The organism is Acidovorax sp. GW821-FHT09A11, assembly GCF_059418365.1.
Genome location: NZ_JBWKPS010000004.1, coordinates 385482 through 408864, shown reverse-complemented (window position 1 = coordinate 408864; position 23383 = coordinate 385482). Strand labels below are relative to the sequence as shown.

At 54.8% G+C, this 23383-nt stretch carries 17 protein-coding genes; 3 read left to right on the top strand and 14 right to left on the bottom strand.

The genetic code is table 11. The features are described from left to right. Positions 1-20 precede the first annotated feature (20 nt). The 3 genes from AC07PV_RS12945 to AC07PV_RS12935 all read left to right on the top strand — a co-directional run bounded on the left by AC07PV_RS12945 (position 21) and on the right by AC07PV_RS12935 (position 4553). The gene (locus AC07PV_RS12945; protein ID WP_494630441.1) at positions 21-1805 is read left to right on the top strand and encodes a glycosyltransferase; all 1785 of its coding nucleotides are present in this window, start codon (positions 21-23) and stop codon (positions 1803-1805) included. A 96-nt stretch (positions 1806-1901) separates the two neighbouring features. Beyond that, positions 1902-4190, top strand: coding sequence for an InlB B-repeat-containing protein (locus AC07PV_RS12940; RefSeq protein WP_494630440.1), 2289 nt, complete (start codon positions 1902-1904; stop codon positions 4188-4190). 18 nt (positions 4191-4208) lie between these two features. Next, positions 4209-4553: a hypothetical protein gene (locus AC07PV_RS12935; RefSeq protein WP_218293385.1), complete on the top strand. Its 345-nt coding sequence runs from the start codon at positions 4209-4211 to the stop codon at positions 4551-4553. Positions 4554-4701: 148 nt separating this feature from the next. Here AC07PV_RS12935 and AC07PV_RS12930 read toward each other — a convergent pair whose 3' ends face one another. The 14 genes from AC07PV_RS12930 to AC07PV_RS12865 form a co-directional block, all read right to left on the bottom strand. After that, entirely contained in the window at positions 4702-5592 is an 891-nt protein-coding gene (locus tag AC07PV_RS12930) for an NAD-dependent epimerase/dehydratase family protein (protein ID WP_494630554.1), read from the bottom strand. A 19-nt stretch (positions 5593-5611) separates the two neighbouring features. Next, positions 5612-6646, bottom strand: coding sequence for a GDP-mannose 4,6-dehydratase (gene gmd / locus AC07PV_RS12925; RefSeq protein WP_218293384.1), 1035 nt, complete (start codon positions 6644-6646; stop codon positions 5612-5614). Positions 6647-6662: 16 nt separating this feature from the next. Then, the gene (locus AC07PV_RS12920) at positions 6663-7580 is read right to left on the bottom strand and encodes an FkbM family methyltransferase (protein ID WP_218293383.1); all 918 of its coding nucleotides are present in this window, start codon (positions 7578-7580) and stop codon (positions 6663-6665) included. A 24-nt stretch (positions 7581-7604) separates the two neighbouring features. Next, entirely contained in the window at positions 7605-10112 is a 2508-nt protein-coding gene (locus tag AC07PV_RS12915) for a glycosyltransferase (RefSeq protein ID WP_494630439.1), read from the bottom strand. A 75-nt stretch (positions 10113-10187) separates the two neighbouring features. Then, a complete protein-coding gene (locus AC07PV_RS12910) occupies positions 10188-11438 on the bottom strand; it encodes an FkbM family methyltransferase (RefSeq protein WP_494630437.1) in 1251 nt (416 codons plus the stop codon). A gap of 11 nt (positions 11439-11449) precedes the next feature. Continuing rightward, the gene (locus tag AC07PV_RS12905) at positions 11450-12133 is read right to left on the bottom strand and encodes a sulfotransferase family protein (protein WP_494630436.1); all 684 of its coding nucleotides are present in this window, start codon (positions 12131-12133) and stop codon (positions 11450-11452) included. Next, positions 12130-13377 carry an ABC transporter ATP-binding protein gene (locus AC07PV_RS12900; RefSeq protein ID WP_494630435.1) on the bottom strand — a complete coding sequence of 416 codons (1248 nt, stop codon included), beginning with the start codon at positions 13375-13377 and terminating at the stop codon, positions 12130-12132. Before AC07PV_RS12900 ends, AC07PV_RS12905 begins: the two co-directional genes overlap by 4 nt. Continuing rightward, a complete protein-coding gene (locus AC07PV_RS12895; RefSeq protein WP_218293378.1) occupies positions 13377-14165 on the bottom strand; it encodes an ABC transporter permease in 789 nt (262 codons plus the stop codon). Before AC07PV_RS12895 ends, AC07PV_RS12900 begins: the two co-directional genes overlap by 1 nt. Before the next feature lie 22 nt (positions 14166-14187). Then, positions 14188-15669, bottom strand: a complete 1482-nt coding sequence (locus tag AC07PV_RS12890; protein ID WP_494630434.1) for a mannose-1-phosphate guanylyltransferase/mannose-6-phosphate isomerase — start codon at positions 15667-15669, stop codon at positions 14188-14190. Beyond that, on the bottom strand, positions 15666-16040 hold the full coding sequence (locus AC07PV_RS12885; RefSeq protein WP_218340377.1) for a DUF2304 domain-containing protein: 375 nt from the start codon (positions 16038-16040) through the stop codon (positions 15666-15668). Before AC07PV_RS12885 ends, AC07PV_RS12890 begins: the two co-directional genes overlap by 4 nt. A gap of 1093 nt (positions 16041-17133) precedes the next feature. Continuing rightward, positions 17134-18768 carry a methyl-accepting chemotaxis protein gene (locus AC07PV_RS12880; protein WP_494630432.1) on the bottom strand — a complete coding sequence of 545 codons (1635 nt, stop codon included), beginning with the start codon at positions 18766-18768 and terminating at the stop codon, positions 17134-17136. 305 nt (positions 18769-19073) lie between these two features. Further along, positions 19074-20756: an AMP-binding protein gene (locus AC07PV_RS12875; RefSeq protein WP_494630431.1), complete on the bottom strand. Its 1683-nt coding sequence runs from the start codon at positions 20754-20756 to the stop codon at positions 19074-19076. A gap of 35 nt (positions 20757-20791) precedes the next feature. Next, positions 20792-21232 carry a nuclear transport factor 2 family protein gene (locus tag AC07PV_RS12870; protein ID WP_492244401.1) on the bottom strand — a complete coding sequence of 147 codons (441 nt, stop codon included), beginning with the start codon at positions 21230-21232 and terminating at the stop codon, positions 20792-20794. Between the two features lie 31 nt (positions 21233-21263). After that, positions 21264-23333 carry an oxidoreductase gene (locus tag AC07PV_RS12865; protein ID WP_492254665.1) on the bottom strand — a complete coding sequence of 690 codons (2070 nt, stop codon included), beginning with the start codon at positions 23331-23333 and terminating at the stop codon, positions 21264-21266. Positions 23334-23383 lie beyond the last annotated feature (50 nt).

Genomic DNA, 23383 nt, shown 5'->3' with positions numbered 1-23383 from the left:
ATCCACCCCATCGGGGGGGCATGGAAGTTTTCCTGGCCGACCTCATCAAGGCACAGCGCGCCGCAGGAATTGATGCAGCCGCGCTGGTGCACGGAACTCCCGAGCCAAACGATCCGCCGTGGATTACACGAGTACCTGTGCAGTTACAACTTGTCTATGCGCCGATAGCAATCGGGTTTCGTTCGGCCTTGGCAAGGTCCATTGCCAAGCACAAGCCCGATGTCCTGCATTTACACATGCCAAACAATTCGGCACTTTGGGTTCTCACTTTGGGGACGGCGCGAGGAATACCGTGGGTCGTGCACTGGCATTCAGACGTGGTGGTCTCGCGCATGCAGAGCGCGATAGGACTTGCCTACCGGCTATATCGCCCATTCGAGCAGGCTGTGCTGGACCACGCCAAGCGCGTCATCGCTACTTCGCAACCTTATCTCGAATCGAGCGAACCTCTGCAATCTTGGCGCCACAAATGCTCCGTCATTCCCCTGGGCCTGGATACCGAGAATTTGACGTTCGAGGTGCCCACGCCCTCCCAATGGAAGGCCAATAGGCTTCGTTTGCTGTCCATTGGAAGGCTCACGTACTACAAAGGCTTTAAAACGCTGATCAAAGCGGCAGCCCGCATGGAGAACGTGGAGTTGCTGATCGTTGGGGATGGAGAACTTCGCAACGAGCTACAGGCGCTGATTGGCGCGCTTGCGCCCACTGACAAGCCAGCGAATGTGCGCTTGTTGGGCAATGTGTGCGACGAAGAGAAGAATGCTCTCCTGCAGGACTGCGATGTGTTTTGCCTAGCCTCGCATGAACGTACCGAAGCCTTTGGCATGGTGTTGCTTGAGGCGATGCACTATGCACGACCGTGTATCGTGTCGGCGCTGCCAGGCTCCGGAATGCCATGGGTGGTAGCCACCGCCGGCGCGGGACTCCAGGCGCGTCCTGAAGATGTAGCCGACTGGGAGGCCACCATTCGGCAGATGCAGAACGATCCCGCACTTCGCGCCCTGAAAGGTGAAACAGGGAAAGCTGCCTTGCAAACATACTTTTCGATTGATGCTTGCGCGCAGGCTGTTGCCGATGAGTACGTACTGGCGGCTCCGGAAGCCGATCATTTCCGCCGTCCCCCCAAAGACATTCTTATCGTCATTCCTGCTCGGAACGAGGCGGCAACAATAGGTGCATTGCTGTTGCGTCTGAAGGCAGAGGGTTGGCACAACATCGTTGTCATCAATGATCAAAGTACCGACGATACAGGCGCCATTGCATCCGCCGCAGGTGCACATGTGTTGAACCCAGCCCTGCCCATGGGGGCGTGGGGCGGCATGCAAGCCGGCATCTGCTATGCCCTGCAGCAAGGCTATCGGGGCGTCATCACCATGGACGCGGACGGACAGCACGAGGTGGATGAACTCCCCGTGCTGCTTCAGGCAAGAAACCAGTCAGACTTGGTCGTTGGCGCCTTTCCAGAACGGGCCAGCCGCTTGCGCCATCTTGCATGGCAATGGTTTCGCCAACTGGCAGGTTTTGATTTGCGGGACTTGACTTCCGGTTTCAGACTGTACAACCATCATGCGATGAGGGTTCTCGCATCCCGCGAAGCCACGTTGCTGGACTACCAAGACCTCGGGGCCCTGCTATTGGTACGCAGGGCCGGTCTTACGATCTCGGAAGTTCCCGTGTCCATGAATATGCGTGCAGTGGGGACATCACGCATATTCAACTCGTGGATCAGCGTGGCCAAATACATGGTTGCAACAACATTGCTTTGCTTGGCTCGATGGGACATTGGCCAGCGGAAGGCGCCCTAGATCATCCAAAGTTGTGCGTTTCTCCCGGCGATCAACCCGAAGACCACCCATATTCAATGCCAATTTGTATTTTCCCAGCGATGCAGTACAAATGAAATGACAAATATAAAAAAACCAAGCGAATTAATATGGAAATCGATAATTATTCTATCGATTTTTACGGCCATCGCTTTTCCGGGAACGGTCCGCGCACAAAAAGTATTGCAACTCGTCCCCGGGCAGCCGCCCCTTGCCGGCACGACAACTGCGGCACTCAACACAAAACCTGGTGAGGCATTGCGCATCGAAAATCTGATAGTTGATGACAAGCATCCTTCAGTAGTTCATCTTGAGCTTCACCGCTCCGAGGTGGTTGGCAGCGATACCCAGTATGTGGTGGTAGATGGAAAAGGGGCCCGCGCATTTCCATTTGCCGGTAACGCCCATTTCATTGGCGGCCTAGAGGGAAAGCCCGAAAGTTATGCTTTCGCAACAATAACCCCAGATGGCGAAATCCGAACCATCATTCACCGAGATAATGATGTCATAGTGAATGAACTACTCCCCGTGCACGGCAGTAGCGGAGGGAAAGTCGCGTCGCGGCTGGTTGATCATCACAAGGATTTTGTCAATCGAGAATTTTCTTGTGGTGTAACACCCACTTTTCTTCAAAGTGAGCCGATTCAACGCAATATTCGCTTAGATGAGATTTTAAAAACGAGCAAGGCAAACTCTTCTCAAATTCTTGCAGAAAAAGCGGATAGCCCGCGCCGCGCCGACATCATCATTGACAGCGACTACGAGCTCTATCAAAAGCTTGGATCTGAAGCCGCAACCTTCACGTACATCACAAACCTTCTCACCTACATTAGCAGCAGGTACCAAACGGAAGTTGCCACGCGCTTCAACCTTAAACAGATACTCATCCGTACAACCTCGGCAGACCCGTGGAGCAAAACGACAACAGGTGAGATGCTCGATGAACTTCAAGCTTTTTGGAACTCGGGCGCAAACGCATCGGTTTCCAGACACCATGTGCACCTCATGAGCGGCAAAAACATAGGCGGTGGCATAGCCTATGTGGGCAGTTTGGCCAGTCCAACTATTGCCTATGGGGTTAGCGCAGGACTTTCGGGCAACTTCACTCCCTCAAACCCCCAAGTCATCTGGGATTCTGTAGTGGTTGCCCACGAAATTGGGCACGCCTTTGGAAGCTCACACACGCATGACTATGACAATCCATTCATTGCGCCATCACCAAACAATGGGGGCGCCATTGACTGCTGCTTCTCGGGGGACGCCACCGGGCAATGTGGTATCTCACTCGGAGGGGCTGGACGCCTTGGGTATCTGCCAGGTATCTCATCAATTTCAGGGGGAGGGGCTGGCCAACGCAACGGCACCATCATGAGCTATTGCCATCTTTTGAATGGCTCGATGGGCAATATCGCCTGGACATTTGGAACCAGTCATCCATACGGTGTGAATCCAGATCGCGTGCCTGCCGTCATGTCAAGCCAAGCCCAATCAAAGCTACCGCTTGATACATCTGGCACCTTTCCCTTGGCGGTGGGCATTTCCGGCACCGGCACCGTAACCAGTTCTCCCGCGGGCATTAACTGCGGAATTGACTGCAATGAAAGTTACGCGGCAGGGACTACTGTCATGCTGTCAGCTACAGCGGGAACGGGCTACACCTTCTCGGGATGGAGCGGTGACTGCACGGGGAACGGGCCATGCTCCATGACGATGAATGTGGCAAAGAACGTCATGGCCAGTTTTGTACCCACACCACAAGGGGTTCTCTCCATTGCCAAGGTAGGAACCGGCAGCGGCACTGTGGTGAGATCCGGAGGCGCCCTCAATTGCGGCAACACATGCACTGAATCGCTGCCCCCTGGCTCGATCGTCACCCTCACAGCCACGCCCGCCAACGGCAGCACGTTCACGGGATGGAGTGGGGATACTTGCACCGGCACGGGTTCGTGCTCATTCACGGTCAACGCAAACACGACCGTCAATGCCCAGTTCAATCTGAGTTCCGGTGGCAGCACATCGACACCTCTGCTACAAAGCAATTTATCTGGCAGTGCTGGCTCTACGCAGTACTTTTCCGTGGCGGTTCCTGCCGGAGCCATCAATCTCGTGATTCAGATCAGCGGCGGCACGGGAGATTCAGATCTCTACGTCAAACTGGGCCAAGTGCCAACCCTGTCGTCTTACGATTGCAGGCCATATCTCATTGGTAATATTGAGACTTGTACACTCCCCACACCGGCAGCAGGCACTTACCACATTATGCTCACTGGCTATGAGCCTTTTTCCGGATTAACGTTGGCCGCCAGCTATCAAATGCAAGCCCCCCCAGACATCGGCACAATTATAAATCTCCTGCTTTTGAATTAAGACGAGCCAAGAGGATATATGAAACTCCAAAAATACTTCTGCATTCTTGCAACAACCATTGGTGCACTTTGGGTCCACGCCGCGCAGGCTCAGACTTTCTACATCGAGGAAGATCCAGTTTACCTTCGATTTGAACAATATACCGGAATCAATGGAAATCTCTCTTTTTGGCGCTTACCGACCCCGGGGGTTTCGACGTTCCCCGGGGGAAGCTGTACCAACTTGCGAATCCCCCCTGATCGCCCAGAGCAGGCTTCAAGATTCATGGCGCTATATCTCTTCTCAAAGACCAACAACAAGAAAATTTTCTACCTATACAATACAACTTCGTGCGTCATGGTCAGCTTCGGCACGAATGGCTGATGAAATTTATTTACGAAGGATTTTGGCAGCCTAGGAAGAGGCGCTGATTCAGCGCATATATTCGTTGCGTTGGCGATTTGCAGACGCGAAAAGAATACTATGCACGACATCGCTTTAGTTGTTGCCGAGACTACTTGGCTACGCCACTTCAAGCTTCAAGCATCCAGCGCAACGTCTCCTCCAACGGCGGGACTTCCCAATCACCAATCAGACCAAGCAGTTTGTCCGCATTCCCTCTTAGCGAGCGAACCTCGTTACCGCGGACAAATGCTGGATTGACCTGAACATCCAGGCTGTGGCTGGAAATGCGCCCCATCATGTGCAGGACTTCTCGCAGCGAGTGCATGCGACCAGAGCACACATTGACTGTGGCCCCAGCAGGGCATATCTGCAACAACCGGCGATAGGCCTGTGCAACAGCGCGCACATCTGAAAAGTCTCGCCAAACATCCAGATTTCCCAATTGAATGGTATCCGCGCGCCTGCGGAAATGCGCCGCCATTTTAGGCAGCAGAAAGTCCTCAGACTGCCCCACACCGGTGTAATTGAAGGGCCTGGCAATCACAATGGGCAACTGGTCCATCCACAGCCGCGCCATGAATTCCATGGCAAGTTTGCTCACTGCATAGTCGTTTGCCGGATTGAGGGGCGCGGCCTCAGTCAGCACACCTTCTATAGAGTTGCCATACACATTGGCGCTGCTGGCTAACAGCACACACTGTGGCTTGCGCCGAGCGTCGGCAAGCACCGCCAGCAAGTTGCGCGTGCCTAACAGATTCACACGATAAAACGCATCTGCATCTCCATGGCCCACAAACGCTATGGCTGCCAAATGAACCACCACATCGGGCTGCACGTCTTCCACCACCAGCTGCAATGCAGATGCGTCCAGTAAATTTGCACAACGATAGCGAGGGTCGGCCGCATCGGGTTGCGTTCCGACACCCCAGACGTCCCATCCATGCGACTGCAACTCTGCAGCCACATAGCGGCCAGTAAATCCCTTCATGCCGGTGATCAGCGCTCTCGGTTGGGTCATGGCATCCAAGCCCTTGCCTTCAGAACGAGAAACCAGCCTGATTACGCCTCAAGTCAGCCTCTACCATCATCTGGCACAACTGCTCCAGCGTTGTCTGCGGCTCCCACCCCAGTTTGGCTCTCGCCTTGGCAGGATCGCCGATGAGCAACTCCACCTCTGCCGGACGATAGAACTTTGGATTTACGCGCATGACCGTTCTGCCTGTCCCAGCATCGACAGCCATTTCGTGATCAGCCGAGCCGATGAAGTCCACTTCAATACCGGCCCCCTTGAATGCCATGCGCACGAAATCACGCACAGTTTCCGTGCGGTTGGTAGCCAATACGAATGTATCGGGTTCATTCGCCTGCAGCATGCGCCACATACCCTCTACATACTCTTTGGCAAAACCCCAATCCCGCTTGGCGTCCAGATTGCCCAACTCCAGAACATCGAGTTTCCCCAGCTTGATTCTGGCCACGCCGTCGGTAATCTTTCGAGTTACAAACTCACGACCGCGCAATGGGCTCTCATGATTAAATAAGATACCGCTACTGCCAAATATGCTATAGCTCTCCCTGTAATTTACAGTCATCCAATGCGCATAAAGCTTTGCAACACCATATGGACTGCGCGGATAAAAGGGTGTGCTTTCCACTTGAGGCACGGCCTGGACTTTACCAAACATTTCAGACGTACTTGCTTGGTAAAAGCGTATATCCGGATTAACCAAACGAATAGCTTCCAATAAATTGAGAGCACCGAGGCCGGTAATTTGAGCCGTGGCAGTTGGCTGTTCAAACGACACCCCCACAAAACTCTGAGCAGCCAGATTGTAAATTTCGTCGGGCTGAACCTTTTGCAGCAATGAAATACTCGAACCCAAATCTGTAAGATCGTATTCAAGCAAGTGAAGATGAGGGTTACTTTCAATCCCCAATTCTTCGATTCGCCAAAAATTGACCGAGCTCGTGCGTCGATAAGTACCATAAACGGCATATCCTTTTAGCAACAAAAGCTCCGCCAGATATGCACCATCCTGCCCCGTAATCCCAGTAACAATTGCTTTTTTCATGATCGAAATTAATTAATCATTCCAATATAAATGAATAAAATCCTTTTGGACTGGCCTCCGACAGGAATTCAAACATGTCGCGCCCAGAATAGAGCTCTTTTCCATTCAAATCGGCGGCTTGGAGCCGGTTTACCCACACATCAGTCCCAATGCCATGCCCCTGGAGATGCCCAAGATGGAGCTCCAAATGCGAATACCGAGCATGCTTCAAAATTCTGGCATAACAGGGGCATGCCAGTAGGTCGAGCTCATATCCCTCTATATCCGTCTTAATGAAGTCAAATTTCAAATCATCCATTCGATCAATACGATAGCCGCGCAAAGGCATATTCATAAAATCCACTAGCATCTTGGAATTTTCATCCCCTTCAGATGCGTTGGAGGCCAGAACCGCAAACGGAATAATATCAACCTTACCGATGACGCCATTTATAAAGCAATTAAATGTCCCAATAGCGACATTTAGAATGGATGGCTCATAAGAAATGACCTCAGTCGTATCAGATTGCAGCGCATAGTAGCATGCCCATATCATCTGATGTCCGCCCAGGTCCAAATAGCGCTTGGAGTTTGCAAATAGCCCACGTTTTGACTCCAAAAGGAAATCAAAAGCATGCTCTGCGCCATCCCTCCCATACCACTCCAAAGACTGCTCATTAATTATCGCAACAGATAGCCCGTCACCCCCATCAAATCTGAAGTCCCTTACATACGGTTTCTTCAAAAACCGGTGACTGGAGTTCAAATTTTTCCCAAGCACACGCTCTAGACTATTTTTCAAATCGCCAACCGCGCCCAACCAGTTGCCATTTCTTGCAGCAAGCAGGGCAGAATCAGAAAATTTGAAACACCCATCCTCTACATATATGTCGTGAGCACGAAATGCCGCGTTCATTTTTTTGACATAGATCTCATAATCACCATCAAAAGACATCTCAACTCCTTCGAATTATATTAATCAGCGCGCTACTTTTTCCACAAAACCGACAACAAGATCAGAGAAATATCTGCCCAACTGCTCAAAATCATTACACAGCCTCCACCGCTGAGACTGTTCCCTTATTTTGGCTATTTCCTCTACATCTTGCCCGACGGCATGGATGATTTTACCGATGCCCAGCGCCAAATCCTCTGAATTTGTTCCTGGCAATTCATACACAAAATTACGAACATCTTCAAAAATACTTAAAGGAGTAACCGCCACCAAAACTCCAGAGGCCAACCCCATTCTTACGGCAGCACTTGACGATTCAGAAGTATTTTGATAAGGAAAGACGACGAGATCAGCCGAGGACAAAAGACTTAAAGAATCCTCATTCTCCAAGTAATCAGTAATCATTCGAATTCTTGAAGACAGACCTCGATCGCTGATAATTTTTTTGCACCGATTAATCAGCGCTTCCGACGCTGAATCGGAATATATGGCATTAACCATATCCAGCCTTATTTCAACACCCTGCCGGGACAATATGTCCACCGCAATAATAAGTTGCTCCAAGCCTTTGTGAGGCAACGCGAAACCATAAGAAGCGACTTTAAATATACCTCCCTCGGTTTTTCTCTCAGATGCTGATGCCTTAATCACGCCCTGTGGGAAAAATACCAAGTTTTTATGAATGCCCAATCGATTGAGATTCACCACATCATTAAGAGAATGTATCAAGACAGCATCACACACACCAAGAGCTGGGGCAAGTTCAGAGAGCCGACGATTGATCACTTCAGGCGGAGGATCCACTGTGGAATGGAGCGTCACTGTCACCACCCGGCCTTTGGTTTTTTGGCGAACTATAAAATCCGAAAGAACAGAAAAATCGTGAAAACCAAAATTCAATTGTATGGATAATACGTCAACATCAGCACGGTCTACGGAGGCGTTGAGCATCGAGAGATTGCCGCCGCCATTTCTCCAACAGCGAATGATATTTTCGCCATCATTATCTATCAGGGCTTGTTCGAACGGAGCAAAAATGACAGATGGTTGATTGATAGCACCTACCAAGTTCTTAGAATACGACGCTATTCCACACTTCGTATTCCAAGTAGTAACCCATCCGATTTTCACCTCCCGTTTTAGCTTACCCAAAGCAAGAAGTGCGGAGATTTCATTATCCGCTACAGCCGAAGAGGACCTGAGCAAAAAATTATCGGGAACGTTCTTGATATCAGGGCATTCCGCCACTCTAGAAAGAAATTTTCGATAAATAATGCCGCCGCCCAGAGCAGACTCTTTGTCATCAATAAGACGCTCAGTGGTCTCCATGAATTCTATTGCTCTTTTTGCAGACATCTCCCAGGAAAAATTTTTCGAGTGCGCGAGAGAATGCTTTTTCAAAGACTCATAAAAAGACTGATCAAGCAATGCTTTCTCCAACTTAGCCGAAATCGCACTCGTGTCTTGTGGATCAAACATCGCATCGGATCGACCCAAAACCTCAGGAATACTTGTCGTGTTAGAGCCGATCGCGGGCACGCCACAAGACATCGCCTCTAGAACAGGCAATCCAAAGCCTTCCCTGAAAGATGGAAAAACAAATAAGGAAGAAAGATTATATAAATCAATCAAATCCTCATCAGCAATATGGCCCAAAAAAAGAACGGCATCATCCCTTAGACCCGAATCCTTGCCGATTTTTTTAAGGCGACGATAAATCTCATCCCAGCCTTTTCCGACAATAACCAGCTGATAGTTGTTCACAATATCAGGCGATGTCAGTGCAAAAGCCCTTATTAATCCCTCCTGATTTTTACGAGAATCAAAGCTCGCAACATAAATGAGAAATTTTTGCCGGATACTAAATCTATCTCGCAGATCCTGCTCTCGCTCTATCGATATTAGGCGTGGCTTGAATTTTGAGTCTACGGCAGACGAGATATTTACAATGCGGTCTGATGCGAATTCACCGACATCATGCCCCTCGATTTTTGAATAGTTAGAAATAGCCAGAAGAATTCCGGCATTGCGCATGTGATCGATTTTTTTGAAAAAATGCTTTTCGAGCACATGATTTGTAAGGTACTTCTCCCGCTCCACCAACGGAATCAAGTCATATAGTGTCACCGCAGTCCTGGATGCGGGAAAAAGCAGGCCAACCGAAGTAACGACATCATCGCCCAAACCTTCTATCAAACTGGTCACATGCACGATGTCAGGAGAAAGGTCTGCGATAAATTTTTCTCGAATAAGCTCCGCCATCCTTGTCAAACCAATTTGACCAGTTGCAGCGGTCTTATTTTCTGCAACATCTGAAGGAATATCGATCGCTAATATTTTATGCTGAGGAATCAAGTCAATGAATTCAGCCCGCACCTCATTCTCTGAGGGCAATGATTTATTCAGAAGGACATAAAAATCGTGGCAATGGCCTACTCGCATCATTGCTTTCGCCAAAGCCATGGAATAGCGGCCGATTCCACCAAATCTGCTACCAGACTGGCAGCTCTGAAGATCAATCAGAATTTTCATTAATAAATGTAAATGCTAGGAAATAAGCAGCTCTAAGCAAATCAGGACAATGCCTATTGTCAATTGAAACATTACTCAGTGACTACTCTTGCAGGCGCCTCGAAGATCTGTGTATATCTTATGACCTCTGGGCGTAAGATCTTCTCTGCTCAGCTCTTTTGATTGGCTAAATCCAGCCATCATAAAACTATCGATTCTTCCCGGTCGGGAGTGAATGTCCAGCAATTGCGCGTGCAACGCCGGATATTTTTGCAAAAGCCATTGATTTATTCTGGCACTGGCTTTTGGCTTTTGCAAAACGAAGGAGATCAAATACGATAATGGCCGCCGACACGCATTGATTGCACCATGTATTGCCCGATTGAGACCATGACGGATCAGAGGGAAGAAATGAAGTGCCAGATCTGCAAGGAGACGCAATGGCAAAGTAATGCGCCATGACATGCTCTGACGCAATCTCGAGATCTCATGCTCTGCATTCACCGCCCTGCGTTCCAGAGCCACCAGCCTCGCTTCCATTTTTTCAACATTTTTGGCAAACGCCCGGTCTGCCTCGCTGGCCTCGCTTTTCAATATTGATGCCTTCGCCTTCAAAGCTTCAACCATTCCCTCAGACTGCAAGAGTTTTTGCTCGATTTCAAATTGAGCACGCAATTTAAAGCCATCGAATATATTGGGTGGAAATTTAAATGCCGGAATTAAATAGGCGTGCTCTTTCGCAACGTAGAATCTATTCAATCCATCCGTGTAAACAAAAAAATACTCCGAGGTCAGCAGCAGTTTTTCCCAACCCTCATATACCTCAATTTGAGAGTTTGGAATGGTGGCTTCGACAAGAACAATCCAGGGGCGATTCTTGGTCCAATCATTCCCCTCCAGCACCGCTTGCTCAAAACCCTCTACATCAATTTTCAAAAAATGAACTTCCTCTCCCCGTGGAAAATAACTATTCCAAATTGCATTAAGGGTCGTTACAGAAACTTGCTGACGAATATAAGGCCGCCCCGCAACCACCCCCTCCTCAGCAATTGAATCCACAAGAGTGGAGAGCCCGGAGCCTTCGAAAATAGTAATTGGAAGCGTCCCCGGTGCACGACCAAGCGCCATTCCGACATTATTATCGCGAGGACGCTTATTTTGTAGAAGCTTTAGAAAATCCGGGTTTGGCTCAATATTAATGCCATGCCAGCCCTTTTCATAGAATGCTCTGGTGACTGAATCCTGATCAGGCCAAGCCGCACCAACGTCGATATAGCGCCCCCGCTCTATGTTTGCGAGTGCGCGCATCAACATCACATCTTCAAAGTTCTGGGCATAAGAAATCATTGTATTTTCAGCTACCACTGGTAGGTGCCGTTTTTATCCAGATAGCGATTCAAATTGGACCTGATAAAACTTATCTGATCCTGGCTAAGCAACTCAGATGCATCTTTGGATCTCAACGATGAAACATGGCGTCGGTGATAAAAGTTGACTTTATTATAAAAACTAAAACCTATATCGACACTATCGCCCACATTCATATTACTAGTTTTTTTAAATACCGCCTTCTTTTTATTGTTCAGCCAGATTTTTTGAATCTCAAATGCACCCCATTTCCCGAAAAGATATTTGCTGATTTTTCTTATCACAAACCAAGGATATCGATCAATATCCTCATATTTTATGTTCAACATATTTTTGTGCATTTTTTGGTGCCATGAAAGCCATTGCTCATAAGTAGCAACGGACTCTTCCAGAGAAAAACCAAAAACATTCATCCATGACGCAATAGCGTCTTCTGGCTTGCGCACAGTGCAAACACATGGAACACCTCTTTTATTTAGAAGTGCATTTATCAGCTCATCAGGCGAATGGCTTTTGACGATTGCATTGATTGGCCCGTCAGATTCAGAAAGAACGTCGTTTATCGAGTTTGAAGAGGATGTAGAAACACCGCCTCTTGCATCAAGAAGCTCTCGGACAACGTTGTAGGAAAATGTCGACCCACTTCTCTGCATCCCCGCCACGATGACTATCACTTTTTTTCCACCTCAACATTGCCAAATAGGTTCGCAAAGCCATAAGAGCTATAAGCATGTGCACTTATTACACGAAATATCAAAACGTCTACTCTGCGATGCAACATCTCTTCCTTGTCGCGCCCTTCTCTCGTCACTCCCACATTAAGGTAATAAGTCCCAGGAACCAAATTTCCTTGTAGCCCGAACCGAATCCGAGCAGATTCAGCAGATTGGAAAGATCTTTTCGGATTTCCAATATTGGCATTTGCGTTGGTAGCATAAACGCATACTCCATCCACAGACTTCACCATCATTCCGAAATTCACGCGATCAGCCGGCTCTTTAAAATCAACCTCATAGCTAACAAATATGGGATGTCCTTCAGGGATAATATTCGTTACAGCCCCATCGCTATCTGAAATATTAACATTGACTATTTCTGCCCTCCTGCTTCCGTATTGAACCTCGACACTGCTAGAGGCCAAGGATGAGTCATACAGCGGGACTATCTCTTTTTTTTGCTCTCTCGTATCTTTTGCAGCCCCAAAAAGCAATCGCTCATATGCATCGCAAACGGTTCTAGCTTTTCCAATTTCAGATATTATTCCGTTATTAACAAGAATAGCCCGATCACATATTTTTTTTACCGTCTCTGTATCATGGCTAACAAAAAGCAGGGTAGTCCCCGCCTCCTTATACTCCTCGATGCGTCTAAAACACTTTCTTTGAAAAGCAGCGTCCCCGACCGAAAGGGCCTCATCGACAATCAGTATGTCCGGCCGAGTTGCGGTAGAAACTGCGAAAGCCAGCCTGACCTGCATTCCACTTGAATACGTCCTCAGAGGCTGATCAATATAATCACCAATATCAGCGAATGCCTCTATTTTCGGCATCAAGGCATGGATTTCATCAACGCTATACCCCAGCAACTGCCCGGTCATATACGCATTTTGACGCCCCGTGAAATCAGCGTGAAATCCCATCCCTAATTCAAGCAAGGCGGCTACTCTCCCTTTGACATGAACGCCGCCAGTAGTCGGCTGTGTGGTTCCCGTAATTATTTTCAGCAAGGTGCTCTTACCTGCACCATTGACCCCCACAATTCCCACTGCCTCCCCTGGCTCAATAGTGAAATTGATGTCTCGCAGCACCCATGTTTTTTTATGTTGATCGCGACCAGTTATCCATTCAAGCATCCTCGCCCATTTATTGGGGTAGCGTTTATATGCCTTACTAACATTCGAAACAACAATAGTTCCCATCAGAGTTCGTCCACCAGTTCACCGACGCGCGACAAAAAGAACCAAGCGCCCAAAATCAAAAAGAACATCGTCAGAAAAACGAGCGGAGCCAAGCTAGCAAAATCTGGAACACGCTGATTCAAAAATAGAGTCTGATAGGCCACCATCAAAGGCTGCATCGGGTTGTACTGCAGCACCGCCCGCGCAGCGGCTGGCAAGGAGTCGAATACATACACAATAGGCGTGAGCCAGAACCAGAACTGCACCACGATGCCCGTGAGCTGACCCACGTCTCTGAAGAACACATTGAGCGTGCCCAAAAATATGCCCAGTCCCAGCGTAAAGAGCACCTGCAAGGCCAATAACGGCACCATCGCCCACAAGGCCCAGCCCGGCCAGTGGCCAATCAGTGCCAGAAAGGCGAGATACAGCCCAAACACAATGCCAAAGTTGACCAGCGCAGACACCGCCACAATGGCCGGAAGGCAAATGCGTGGAAAGCTGGATTTTTTGATCAGGTTTCCGTGCTCCAGGAATACGCCATTCAGTCGTCCGAGCATTTCTGCAAACAGGCTCCAGGTAAGGACCCCGGCGCACAGATAGATGCTGAATGCAAACGGTGTTTGCTCATGGCCTGCAAGACCAGGTCGCATGAGCTGACCGAACACGACGGTATAAATGACGATCATGGTCAGCGGGTTGGCAACTGACCAGAATGCGCCGAGCAAGGATTCGCGGTACTTGCCGTGGAACTCGCGCATGACGCTGCTCCACACGAAGCCACGGTAGCCCCACAGGGCTTTCAGCATGGGTAGGCCGGGCATAGCAAGGTCAACCTTCTTTGGCACTGCTGCCTTGCGGTGCCGGCACCGCCCGGCCGTAAGTGTCCTCAAACCGCACTATGTCGTCCTCATCCAGGTAGCTGCCAGATTGCACTTCAATGATTTCAAGAGGCACTTTGCCAGGGTTTGTCAACCGGTGCACATGCCCCAGGGGGATGAAGGTGGACTCGTTTTCGCCCAGCAAAAAAACCTTGTCCCCGTTGGTGACCTGGGCGGTGCCCTTGACCACGATCCAATGTTCGGCGCGGTGATGATGCATCTGCAGGCTCAATTGGGCACCGGGTTTGACCACGATGCGTTTGACCTGAAAGCGTTCGCCGCCATCGATGCTGTCGTACCAGCCCCAGGGCCGGTGAACTTTGCGGTGGGTTGAAGCCAGGCTGCGCTTTTGGGCTTTGAGTTCAGCCACGATTTTTTTAACGTCTTGCGTACGGCTTTTTTCCACCACTAATATGGCGTCAGGAGTTTCCACCACCACCACGTTGTCCATCCCCACGGTGGCTACCAAGCAAGACTCGGAAAACAATAGGCTATTGCGAGTGTCGATGGCCAGCGTCTGGCCGGCATGCGCATTGCCGTCAGCGTCATGTGGCAAAACATCCCAGAGAGCGTCCCATGCCCCCAGATCAGACCATCCCGCATCCAGTGGTACCACGCGGGCGGCTATGCCCAGCGCATCGTTGCCGGGCAGGTGCTCCATCACGGCATAGTCGATGGAATTTGCCGGACAAGCAGCAAAAGCTTCGTTGTCTGGGCGTACGAAGTCCATGTCGCGGACACTTCTTTCGATGGAAGCTTGGCAAGCCTGGAGCATTTGAGGCTGCAGCACTTCCATGGCGCGCAACCATTGGTCGGCGCGCACCATGAACAAACCGCTATTCCATAGATAGCTACCGCTGGCAACATAGTCCTGCGCCAGGGCCAAGTCGGGTTTTTCAGCAAAGCTCTGAATGGCAAATGCGTTACCGCCTTCGATGGCCTCACCTTTTTGTATGTAGCCATACCCGGTTTCTGGACGGCTGGCCACGATGCCAAAAGTCACCATGTCACCCCCCTGGGCGAGCTGCCAAGCGATTTCAACGGCTTGGTGGAGCCGCGCTACGTCGGACATGACATGGTCCGCGGGCATGGCCAGCAAGATGGCATGCGGATCTGCCACCAAGGCCGCAAGAGTCAATGCGGGTGCGGTGTTGCGGCCTACGGGTTCCAGCACCAGAGTGGCATCGTCGAAGCCAGCTTCCTGCAGTTGCTGCGCCGCCAGGAACCGATGCTCGCTATTGCACACCACTATGGGCGCAGCCCTGGGGATGTGGGGCACTACACCGTCCAGGCGCCTGGCCGTGTCTTGCAGCATGGAAATTCCGTTTCCCCGAACGGAGAGAAATTGCTTGGGATAGGTTTCGCGCGACAGCGGCCACAGACGGGTGCCTGAGCCGCCACACAAGATGACTGGCAGCAGTGGATGGATCATGGATGGGGGATATCAGACGAAGAGGCCTTGTCGCGTGAGCGGCGTATCTCGGCCTCCAGAATAGCCAGCCGTTGATTGAGACGGCGCATATCGCGTTCGATACGGGTGTTGACCATATCAACATGCAAGGCCTTCAAGAGAAGAACAATGCAAACAAAAAGTAACAATAGCGCCGGGGGGTAGCTGATGCGGAGAAGCAGTGCCAAGCCGTCGATCAAGCCGGGCCACATCCCCAAAAGTGCTGCGGCGCCGGCCACGACCACCCAGAAAAGGCCATGCATGAGGTACAGATGATCGCGGCGAACCAGATAGAGGATCAGCACAGCTAAGCCTATTCCCATCAATGCCGTAGTTGCTTGCAAGGATGCCATCAGGTGGTCTCCCCCTCTTAAGTTAATTAGGTTAGGAGCATCCCGTTGCGGGGGTCAAAACAGCCACAGTAGCTGTCGGGCGACCACATCGCAGGCTTCAGGCGCCCAGAAGATCAAACAAATGCACAGGGCCTTGCTTATGCGGGGCATTGTAGGTGCGGAACGCCATCGCGCCTTCGTCTCGAGCGTTACGTAAATCATTGATTTGTTTGAGCCCTTGGCAGCACACGACAGAAAGGTTTAGATACCTGTGCCACTCTGGATTGGTTCGCGAGGATTCCATGCCACTGGACTTTAGATTGTGTCCGGTTCCCTTCTGGTTTCCCGTAGACAATGTTTGGTTCGGGTTCAATCGCATTCGCCTGTTTCGCCTCCCAGACTGCCATCGCCCCATGTTGCGAGAGGACCAATTGAATCCCCTTTGTGCCTGGGCCATATTTGTACAGAGAAATTTCAGTCTACGAGGTGCCAGGGCGCTGCCCATGGCTGGAACGATCAACATCTAGGTTGCAGCGATCCCGACACAGGCGCAGCCCTGGGAAATATCGGCCAAGGCAGTCCAGTTCAGCGTTCGAGTTGAGCAGAGGTGTAGACATCGCCACATCGGACGATCTGTGTCCTATAGTCGATGACCGTCCCGAACCGATCGCCGTTTCAAGCAGCGCAGCTCTTGTACCAAGCGAAGAGCCCATCGCGCTCGGGGTAAAGCTCAGTTTGTCGGACCTCAAATACCTTTGCGCCAGCACGGTGCGCAGGCTCCAACGATCTCTCGATCATCGACGTGCTGACGCCACGCGCATGGTTCTATGCGAGATTCGGCACCCAGCTTTGCCGCGTCCAGTAACTGACAGACTGACTGCATGGGGTAGAGGCGATGCTGAGCGTTGAGGTGAGCGGACGCTACGGACGGTCCGATTGAATGCCCATGTCATCCCTCAGTGCGGATATGTAGTAAGCGCCATCACAGCGAGGGCCAACATGAAGCGCCCAGGTTTTAGTAGGAGGCCATTCCTCGCGACAGGGCGCATGACGACTCCCGGGCTCTCAAGGCGTCTCTGCTGAACGGCCACAGCGACCGCTCACCTCCTGCCGCTTAAGCTTGTTCGAGAAGCGCGCGGGGAACGGCGCGTGCCGAAGGACGATTCAGCGTAGCTCCAGGCGCATCCTCCAGTTGGAAGGTGCTCACGGCTTCGGTGAGTTGCTGGGCCTGCAGCTCCAGGCTCTTGGCGGCGGCGGCGCTTTGCTCCACCAGAGCCGCGTTCTGCTGCGTGGCGTGGTCCATCTGGTTGACGGCCTGGCCGATCTGGGAAATGCCCGTGCTCTGCTCGGAGCTGGCGGAGCTGATCTCGCCCACGATGTCCGTCACCCGCTTGATCGCGCCCACAACCTCGACCATGGTCTGCCCGGCTTGATCCACCAGGCCCGTGCCCACGGACACCTTCTCCACGCTTTCGTTGATCAGCGCCTTGATCTCCTTGGCGGCGCTGGCGCTGCGCTGCGCGAGATTGCGCACCTCGGTGGCCACCACCGCAAAGCCTCGGCCCTGCTCGCCGGCGCGGGCTGCCTCTACCGCGGCGTTCAGCGCCAGGATATTGGTCTGGAAGGCGATGCCATCGATCACACCGATGATGTCCGAGATCTTGCGCGAGCTGTCGTTGATGTCCCGCATGGTGGTGACGACCTTGGAGACCACCTCGCCGCCCCGTGTGGCCACGGCGGATGCGCTGATGGCCAGCTGATCGGCCATCTTGGCGTTCTCGGCGTTGTTGCGGATCGTGGAGGTGAACTCTTCCATGGTGGCGGCGGTCTGCTGCAAAGCGCTGGCCTGCTCTTCGGTGCGCTGGCTCAGGTCTGCGTTGCCCATGGCGATCTCGCTCGTGCCGGTGGAGATGGAGTCGGTGGCGCCCCGTACCTTGCTCACGATGCTGGCCAGGTTCTGCTGCATGGCACTCAGCGATGCCAGCACGCTGCCGCCGGGGGCTGCGCTCGCCCCCGCAATGCTGGACAGGTTGCCGCCCGCCACCTTGCTGGCGGCACTGCTCAGTGCATCGGGCTCGGCACCCAGGGCCCTCAGCACTCCGCGGGTGATGGCCACCCCGCATGCCACCGCCATCACGGTGGCCAGCAATGCCAGGCCGATCAAGAGCCGGCGCTGGAATTCGAAATCGGCCTCGGAGGAATCCACCAGCTGTTTGGAGCGCTCATCGGTTGTCTTTTGGTACTCGTCGGTCTTGGCAATCAGGGCGGCGAGAAGCGGCCGGCACTCGTCATTGATTTTCGCAATGGCTTCGTCCTTTTTGTCGGCCATCGCCAAATCGACGATGGACAGGGCCACCGGCCCATATGACTGCTCGATCTTTGCGAGTTCGGCCACCAGCGTCCTGACGTTGGCTGGAATGCCTGGGCCTTCTACCGCCTGTTTGAGCAGGGCCAGGCGTTTTTGGACGTCTTCGTGGGCTTTGACGACAGCCGCCTTTTCCGCGTCGCGTTCTGCAGGCTTGGTCGCCAGCACCATGTTCCGGGCGGCCACGGCGCGCGCGTCGACGGCGCTCCGTATTCCTTGGGCCACATGTGCCCGTGCGTCGATACCGGTCACGAAGTCATGAAATTGCGTCTTGGCGCTGCTCATGTCCTTGATGGCGAACGCGGACAGGACCACGATAAGCACCACCATCAAGCCAAACGACAGTGCCAACCTCGCCCGCATCGTCATGTTCTGAAAACCCATCGCAGTCCCCCAATGTTCATCTGCGTTATGGTCAGTAGATTTGTAATATTTTGTCAATAGACAACAGCTATTGTGATGAGGGATATGGATTCAGTGTTCATTGCTGCGCTGCCACGTGATCCATGTGCGGAGAAATAGATCACACCGGGGACACGGCATTTCCCCCGGGGATCACCGCTTCGGCCCGCCCCACCGCTCGCAAGGGCTTGATCGTTCTTGGCACCACCAACATCATTCCATCGACTGTTCGGTAGCTGCAAGGCCTGGCCTCACCGCTGCAGACCAGGCCGTTGCTCAGACCCCTTTCAGGCCTCTTCGCGCAGCGACGCCCTGAGGATCTTTCCCACCGGCGACTTGGGCAATTGCTCGCGGAAAACGATCTGGCGTGGCACCTTGTAGGCCGTGAGCTGGGTGCGGCAGTGGCGCTCCACGTCCTCGGGCGTGAGCGCCGGGTTGCGCGCGACCACGAAGGCGCGCACGGCCTCGCCGGTGCCGGCATCCGGCACACCGATGACGGCGGCCTCGGCGATGTCGGTGTGGGCCGCGAGCACGTCTTCCACCTCGTTCGGGTAGACGTTGAAGCCGGACACCAGAATCATGTCCTTCTTGCGGTCGACGATGCGGATGAAACCGCCCTCCTCCAGCTGCGCAATGTCGCCCGTGTGCAGCCAGCCGTTCCGGATCGCGCTGGCACTATCTTCCTGCGCATGCAGGTAGCCGGCCACCACCTGCGGGCCCTGCACCAGCAACTCGCCGCGCTCGCCCTGAAGCAGATCGCGCCCCTGGTCATCGACGATGCGCACCCGGCAGCCCGGCATGGGCACGCCCACGGTGCCCAGGCGCGGCGTAGCCGAGGGCGGGTTGCACGAGACGATGCACGATGTCTCGGTCATGCCGTAGCCCTCCAGGATGGGGCAGACCACCGCCTGCCAGGCCTGCGCGGTCGACGTGCGCAGGGCCGTGCCACCCGAGAAGGCGTAGCGCAGCTTCGGTGGCCTGGCCTGGAACCAGGGCTCGGCCAGCAGGCCGGCGAACAGCGTGTCCACGCCGGCAGTCCACTGCACGTCGAACTGCTCGAAGGTCTTTTGCAGGTTGGACATGGGGCGCGGGTTGGGCACCAGCACGTTGCGTGCACCGACCTCGAAGAACACCAGGAAGTTCACCATGAAGGCGAACACGTGGTACATGGGCAGCACGGTGAGCATCGTCTCGCCCTGCTTCGGCCCGTCGTAGGCGTCGAGAAAATCGCGCGTGATGCGCAAGGTGGCCAGGATGTTGCCGTGCGTGATCACCGCCCCCTTGCTGCGCCCGGTGGTGCCGCCCGTGTACTGGTACACCGCCACGGGGTGGCTGCGGTGTTCGACGGGCTCCAGCGCCTGCCCGCGCACCAGCGCGTCGGCCATGCGCGGCAGCGGCGCCGCGGTGGAGTCCGCAGGACCGGCCATCTTGGCGCGGATGGCTGATGCCACCGGTTCCTCAAAGAAGTCCCACAGGCTGGCGGTGATCACGGGCACGCCCAGCGCCTCGGCCACAGGCTGTGCCACCGGCAGGAACAGGTCACACACCAGCAGCAGCTTGGCACCGCTGTCTTCGAGCTGCAGGCGCAGCTCGCGCCCGGTGTACAGCGGGTTCACGTTGGTCACGATGAGCCCGGCCTTCCACGCGCCGAACACCGCAATCGGGTAATGCAGGCAGTTGGGCATCTGCAGCGCGAGCACCTCTCCCGCCTGCAACCCCTGCTCGCGCACCAGCCAGACGGCAAAGGCGTCCGACAGCGCATCGATCTCCTTGAAGCTACGCACCACGTTGGCGCCCGTGGGCAGCACGAAGGTGAAGGCGGGCTGGTCCCCATGGTCGGTGGCGGCCTGCGTGGCCAGGTGCACGGCGTTGGCGGGCAGTGCCGCCAGGTCGAGCCGGTAGTTGCGCAGGGCCTCGGGGTAGGACCCTTCCCAGGGCGAGGACGCTGGCGGTGCGGCGGTGGCGGTCATGGGCTTGTCTCCTGTCTCTTCTTTTTATGAACGCATCAGGCCTTGGCTTTGAACGCTGGGAGCTTGTCACCCAGCCGCGCGCCCATTTCGGCACCCAGCGCCTGCAGGCCGCTCAGGGGGCGCACCATGACTTCGAACTCAGTGATCTGCCCCTCTTCATTGAAGCGCACCAGATCGATGCCCTTGAGCTGCTTGTCGCCCACGCGCGCGCTGAACTCCAGCACGATGTTCAGGCCCTCGTCGGTGGCCAGCTGGCGGTGGTAGGTGAAGTCTTCGAACACCTGGATCACGGTGGACAGGGCCAGCATCAGCGCCGGGGCCGAGGTGTAGGCCGTGTTCGCCATGGGCGAGCGGAACACCGCGTCCGGGTGCACGATGCTCAGCAGGTTCGACAGGTCGCGGCTGGCCACCATGTGGTGCCAGGTGTCGAGCGAGCGGGCGACGGCGGGGTGGATGTTCTTCAAGGCTTCAGTCATGGGATGTCTCCTGGGGTGGTTTTCAAAGAAATCAGATCGAGGCTGCAAGCGTCGTGCCCTGCAGGATGGCGCGCTTGGCGTCGAGCTCGGCGGCCACATCGGCACCGCCGATGAGGTGCGCGCTCTGGCCCGCGGCCAGCAGCACGTCGTACAGTTCGCGCAGCGGCTCCTGGCCGGCACAGACCACGATGTGGTCGACATCGAGCACGCGCGGCTGGCCGTCGATGGTGATGTGCAGACCGGCGTCGTCCACGCGCTCGTAGGCCACGCCCGAGCTCATGCCCACGTTGCGCGCCTTGAGCGAGGTGCGGTGGATCCAGCCCGTGGTCTTGCCCAGCTGGTCGCCCACCTTGCTGGCCTTGCGCTGCAGCAGATGCACGTGGCGCGCGGGCGCCTCCACCTGCGCGGCGCGCAGGCCGCCAGCCTGGGCATAGGCGGTGTCGATGCCCCATTCGTCGTTGAACTTGGCGGGCGCCAGGGCCCCGCTCTCGCCTTCGTGCGTGAGGTACTCGCCCACGTCGAAGCCGATGCCGCCCGCGCCGATCACCGCCACGCGCTGGCCCACGGGCTGCTTGTCGCGCAACACGTCCAGGTAGCTCAGCACCTTGGGGTGGGTGATGCCGTCGATGTCGGGCGTGCGCGGCCGGATGCCCGTGGCCACAACCACCTCGTCATAGCCCTGGCCAACCAGCTCCTGCGCGGCCACGCGGGTGGAAAGGCGCACCTCCACGCCATGCAGCTCCAGCTGGCGGCGGTAGTAGCGCAGGGTCTCGTAGAACTCCTCCTTGCCCGGCACCTGCTTGGCGATGTTGAGCTGGCCGCCGATCTCGCTGCCCGCATCGAACAGCACCACCGCATGGCCCCGCTGCGCGGCCGTGACGGCAAAGCTCAGGCCGGCAGGGCCGGCGCCGACCACAGCGATGCGCTTCTTGGCGGCGGTGGGCGCGATAACCAGTTCCGTCTCGTGGCAGGCGCGCGGGTTCACCAGGCAGCTCGTGATCTTGCCGCCGAAGGTGTGGTCCAGGCAGGCCTGGTTGCAGGCGATGCAGGTGTTGATCTCGTCGGCCCGGCCCTGGCGTGCCTTGCGCACGAAATCGGCGTCGGCCAGCAGCGGCCGCGCCATGGAGACCATGTCGGCGCAGCCCTCGGCCAGCAGGCGCTCGGCCACCTCGGGCGTGTTGATGCGGTTGGAGGTGATGAGCGGTATGCCCACCCGCCCCATCACCTGCTTCGTCACCCACGCATAGGCCGCGCGCGGCACCTTGGTGGCGATGGTGGGGATGCGCGCCTCGTGCCAGCCGATGCCGGTGTTGAGGATGGTGGCGCCCGCCGCCTCGATGGCCTGGGCGAGCTGTATCACCTCGGCCAGCGTGGAGCCGCCCTCCACCAGGTCGAGCATGGACAGGCGGTAGATGATGATGAAATTCGGCCCCACCCGCTCGCGCGTGCGCCGCACGATCTCCACCGGAAAGCGCATGCGATTGGCATAGCTGCCGCCCCATTCGTCATCGCGGTGGTTGCTGCGCGCTGCGATGAACTCGTTGATCAGGTAGCCCTCGGAGCCCATGACCTCCACCCCGTCGTAGCCCGCGTGCTGGGCCAGAGCGGCGCAGCGCGCGAAGTCTTCGATGGTCTGCTCCACCTCTTCCGCCGTGAGCGCGTGCGGCACGTGGGGGTTGATGGGTGCGCGCAGCGCGCTCGGGGCCACCAGGTCGCGGTGGTAGGCATAGCGGCCGAAGTGCAGGATCTGCATGGCGATCTTGCCGCCCTCGGCGTGCACGGCCTGCGTCACCTTGCGGTGCTGCCCGGCCTCGTGTTCGTTGACCAGCATGGCCCCGCCCTGCATGGGCCGGCCGCGCTCGTTGGGCGCAATGCCGCCGGTCACGATAAGCCCCACCTCGCCACGCGCCCGCTCGGCATAGAAGGCCGCCATGCGCTCGAAGCCGTTGGCCACCTCCTCCAGCCCCACGTGCATGGAGCCCATGAGCACGCGGTTCCTGAGCGTGGTGAAGCCCAGGTCCAGCGGGGCATGCAGATGGGGATAGGGACTGCCGCTACCAGCAGCCTGTGGAGCCGGGGCAGGTTTCGGGACGGCGTTCATCGGGGGTCTCCTTGTTTATGCAACCAGTTGCACAAATATAGCCAGCATCA

Bases quoted from the DNA above. Each gene is read 5' to 3' on its own strand.
- AC07PV_RS12945 (WP_494630441.1), top strand. From the start codon at position 21: ATGGAAGTTTTCCTGGCCGACCTCATCAAGGCACAGCGCGCCGCAGGA.
- AC07PV_RS12940 (WP_494630440.1), top strand. From the start codon at position 1,902: ATGACAAATATAAAAAAACCAAGCGAATTAATATGGAAATCGATAATT.
- AC07PV_RS12935 (WP_218293385.1), top strand. From the start codon at position 4,209: ATGAAACTCCAAAAATACTTCTGCATTCTTGCAACAACCATTGGTGCA.
- AC07PV_RS12930 (WP_494630554.1), bottom strand. From the start codon at position 5,592: ATGACCCAACCGAGAGCGCTGATCACCGGCATGAAGGGATTTACTGGC.
- gmd (WP_218293384.1), bottom strand. From the start codon at position 6,646: ATGAAAAAAGCAATTGTTACTGGGATTACGGGGCAGGATGGTGCATAT.
- AC07PV_RS12920 (WP_218293383.1), bottom strand. From the start codon at position 7,580: ATGTCTTTTGATGGTGATTATGAGATCTATGTCAAAAAAATGAACGCG.
- AC07PV_RS12915 (WP_494630439.1), bottom strand. From the start codon at position 10,112: ATGAAAATTCTGATTGATCTTCAGAGCTGCCAGTCTGGTAGCAGATTT.
- AC07PV_RS12910 (WP_494630437.1), bottom strand. From the start codon at position 11,438: ATGATTTCTTATGCCCAGAACTTTGAAGATGTGATGTTGATGCGCGCA.
- AC07PV_RS12900 (WP_494630435.1), bottom strand. From the start codon at position 13,377: ATGGGAACTATTGTTGTTTCGAATGTTAGTAAGGCATATAAACGCTAC.
- AC07PV_RS12895 (WP_218293378.1), bottom strand. From the start codon at position 14,165: ATGCTGAAAGCCCTGTGGGGCTACCGTGGCTTCGTGTGGAGCAGCGTC.
- AC07PV_RS12890 (WP_494630434.1), bottom strand. From the start codon at position 15,669: ATGATCCATCCACTGCTGCCAGTCATCTTGTGTGGCGGCTCAGGCACC.
- AC07PV_RS12885 (WP_218340377.1), bottom strand. From the start codon at position 16,040: ATGGCATCCTTGCAAGCAACTACGGCATTGATGGGAATAGGCTTAGCT.
- AC07PV_RS12880 (WP_494630432.1), bottom strand. From the start codon at position 18,768: ATGGGTTTTCAGAACATGACGATGCGGGCGAGGTTGGCACTGTCGTTT.
- AC07PV_RS12875 (WP_494630431.1), bottom strand. From the start codon at position 20,756: ATGACCGCCACCGCCGCACCGCCAGCGTCCTCGCCCTGGGAAGGGTCC.
- AC07PV_RS12870 (WP_492244401.1), bottom strand. From the start codon at position 21,232: ATGACTGAAGCCTTGAAGAACATCCACCCCGCCGTCGCCCGCTCGCTC.
- AC07PV_RS12865 (WP_492254665.1), bottom strand. From the start codon at position 23,333: ATGAACGCCGTCCCGAAACCTGCCCCGGCTCCACAGGCTGCTGGTAGC.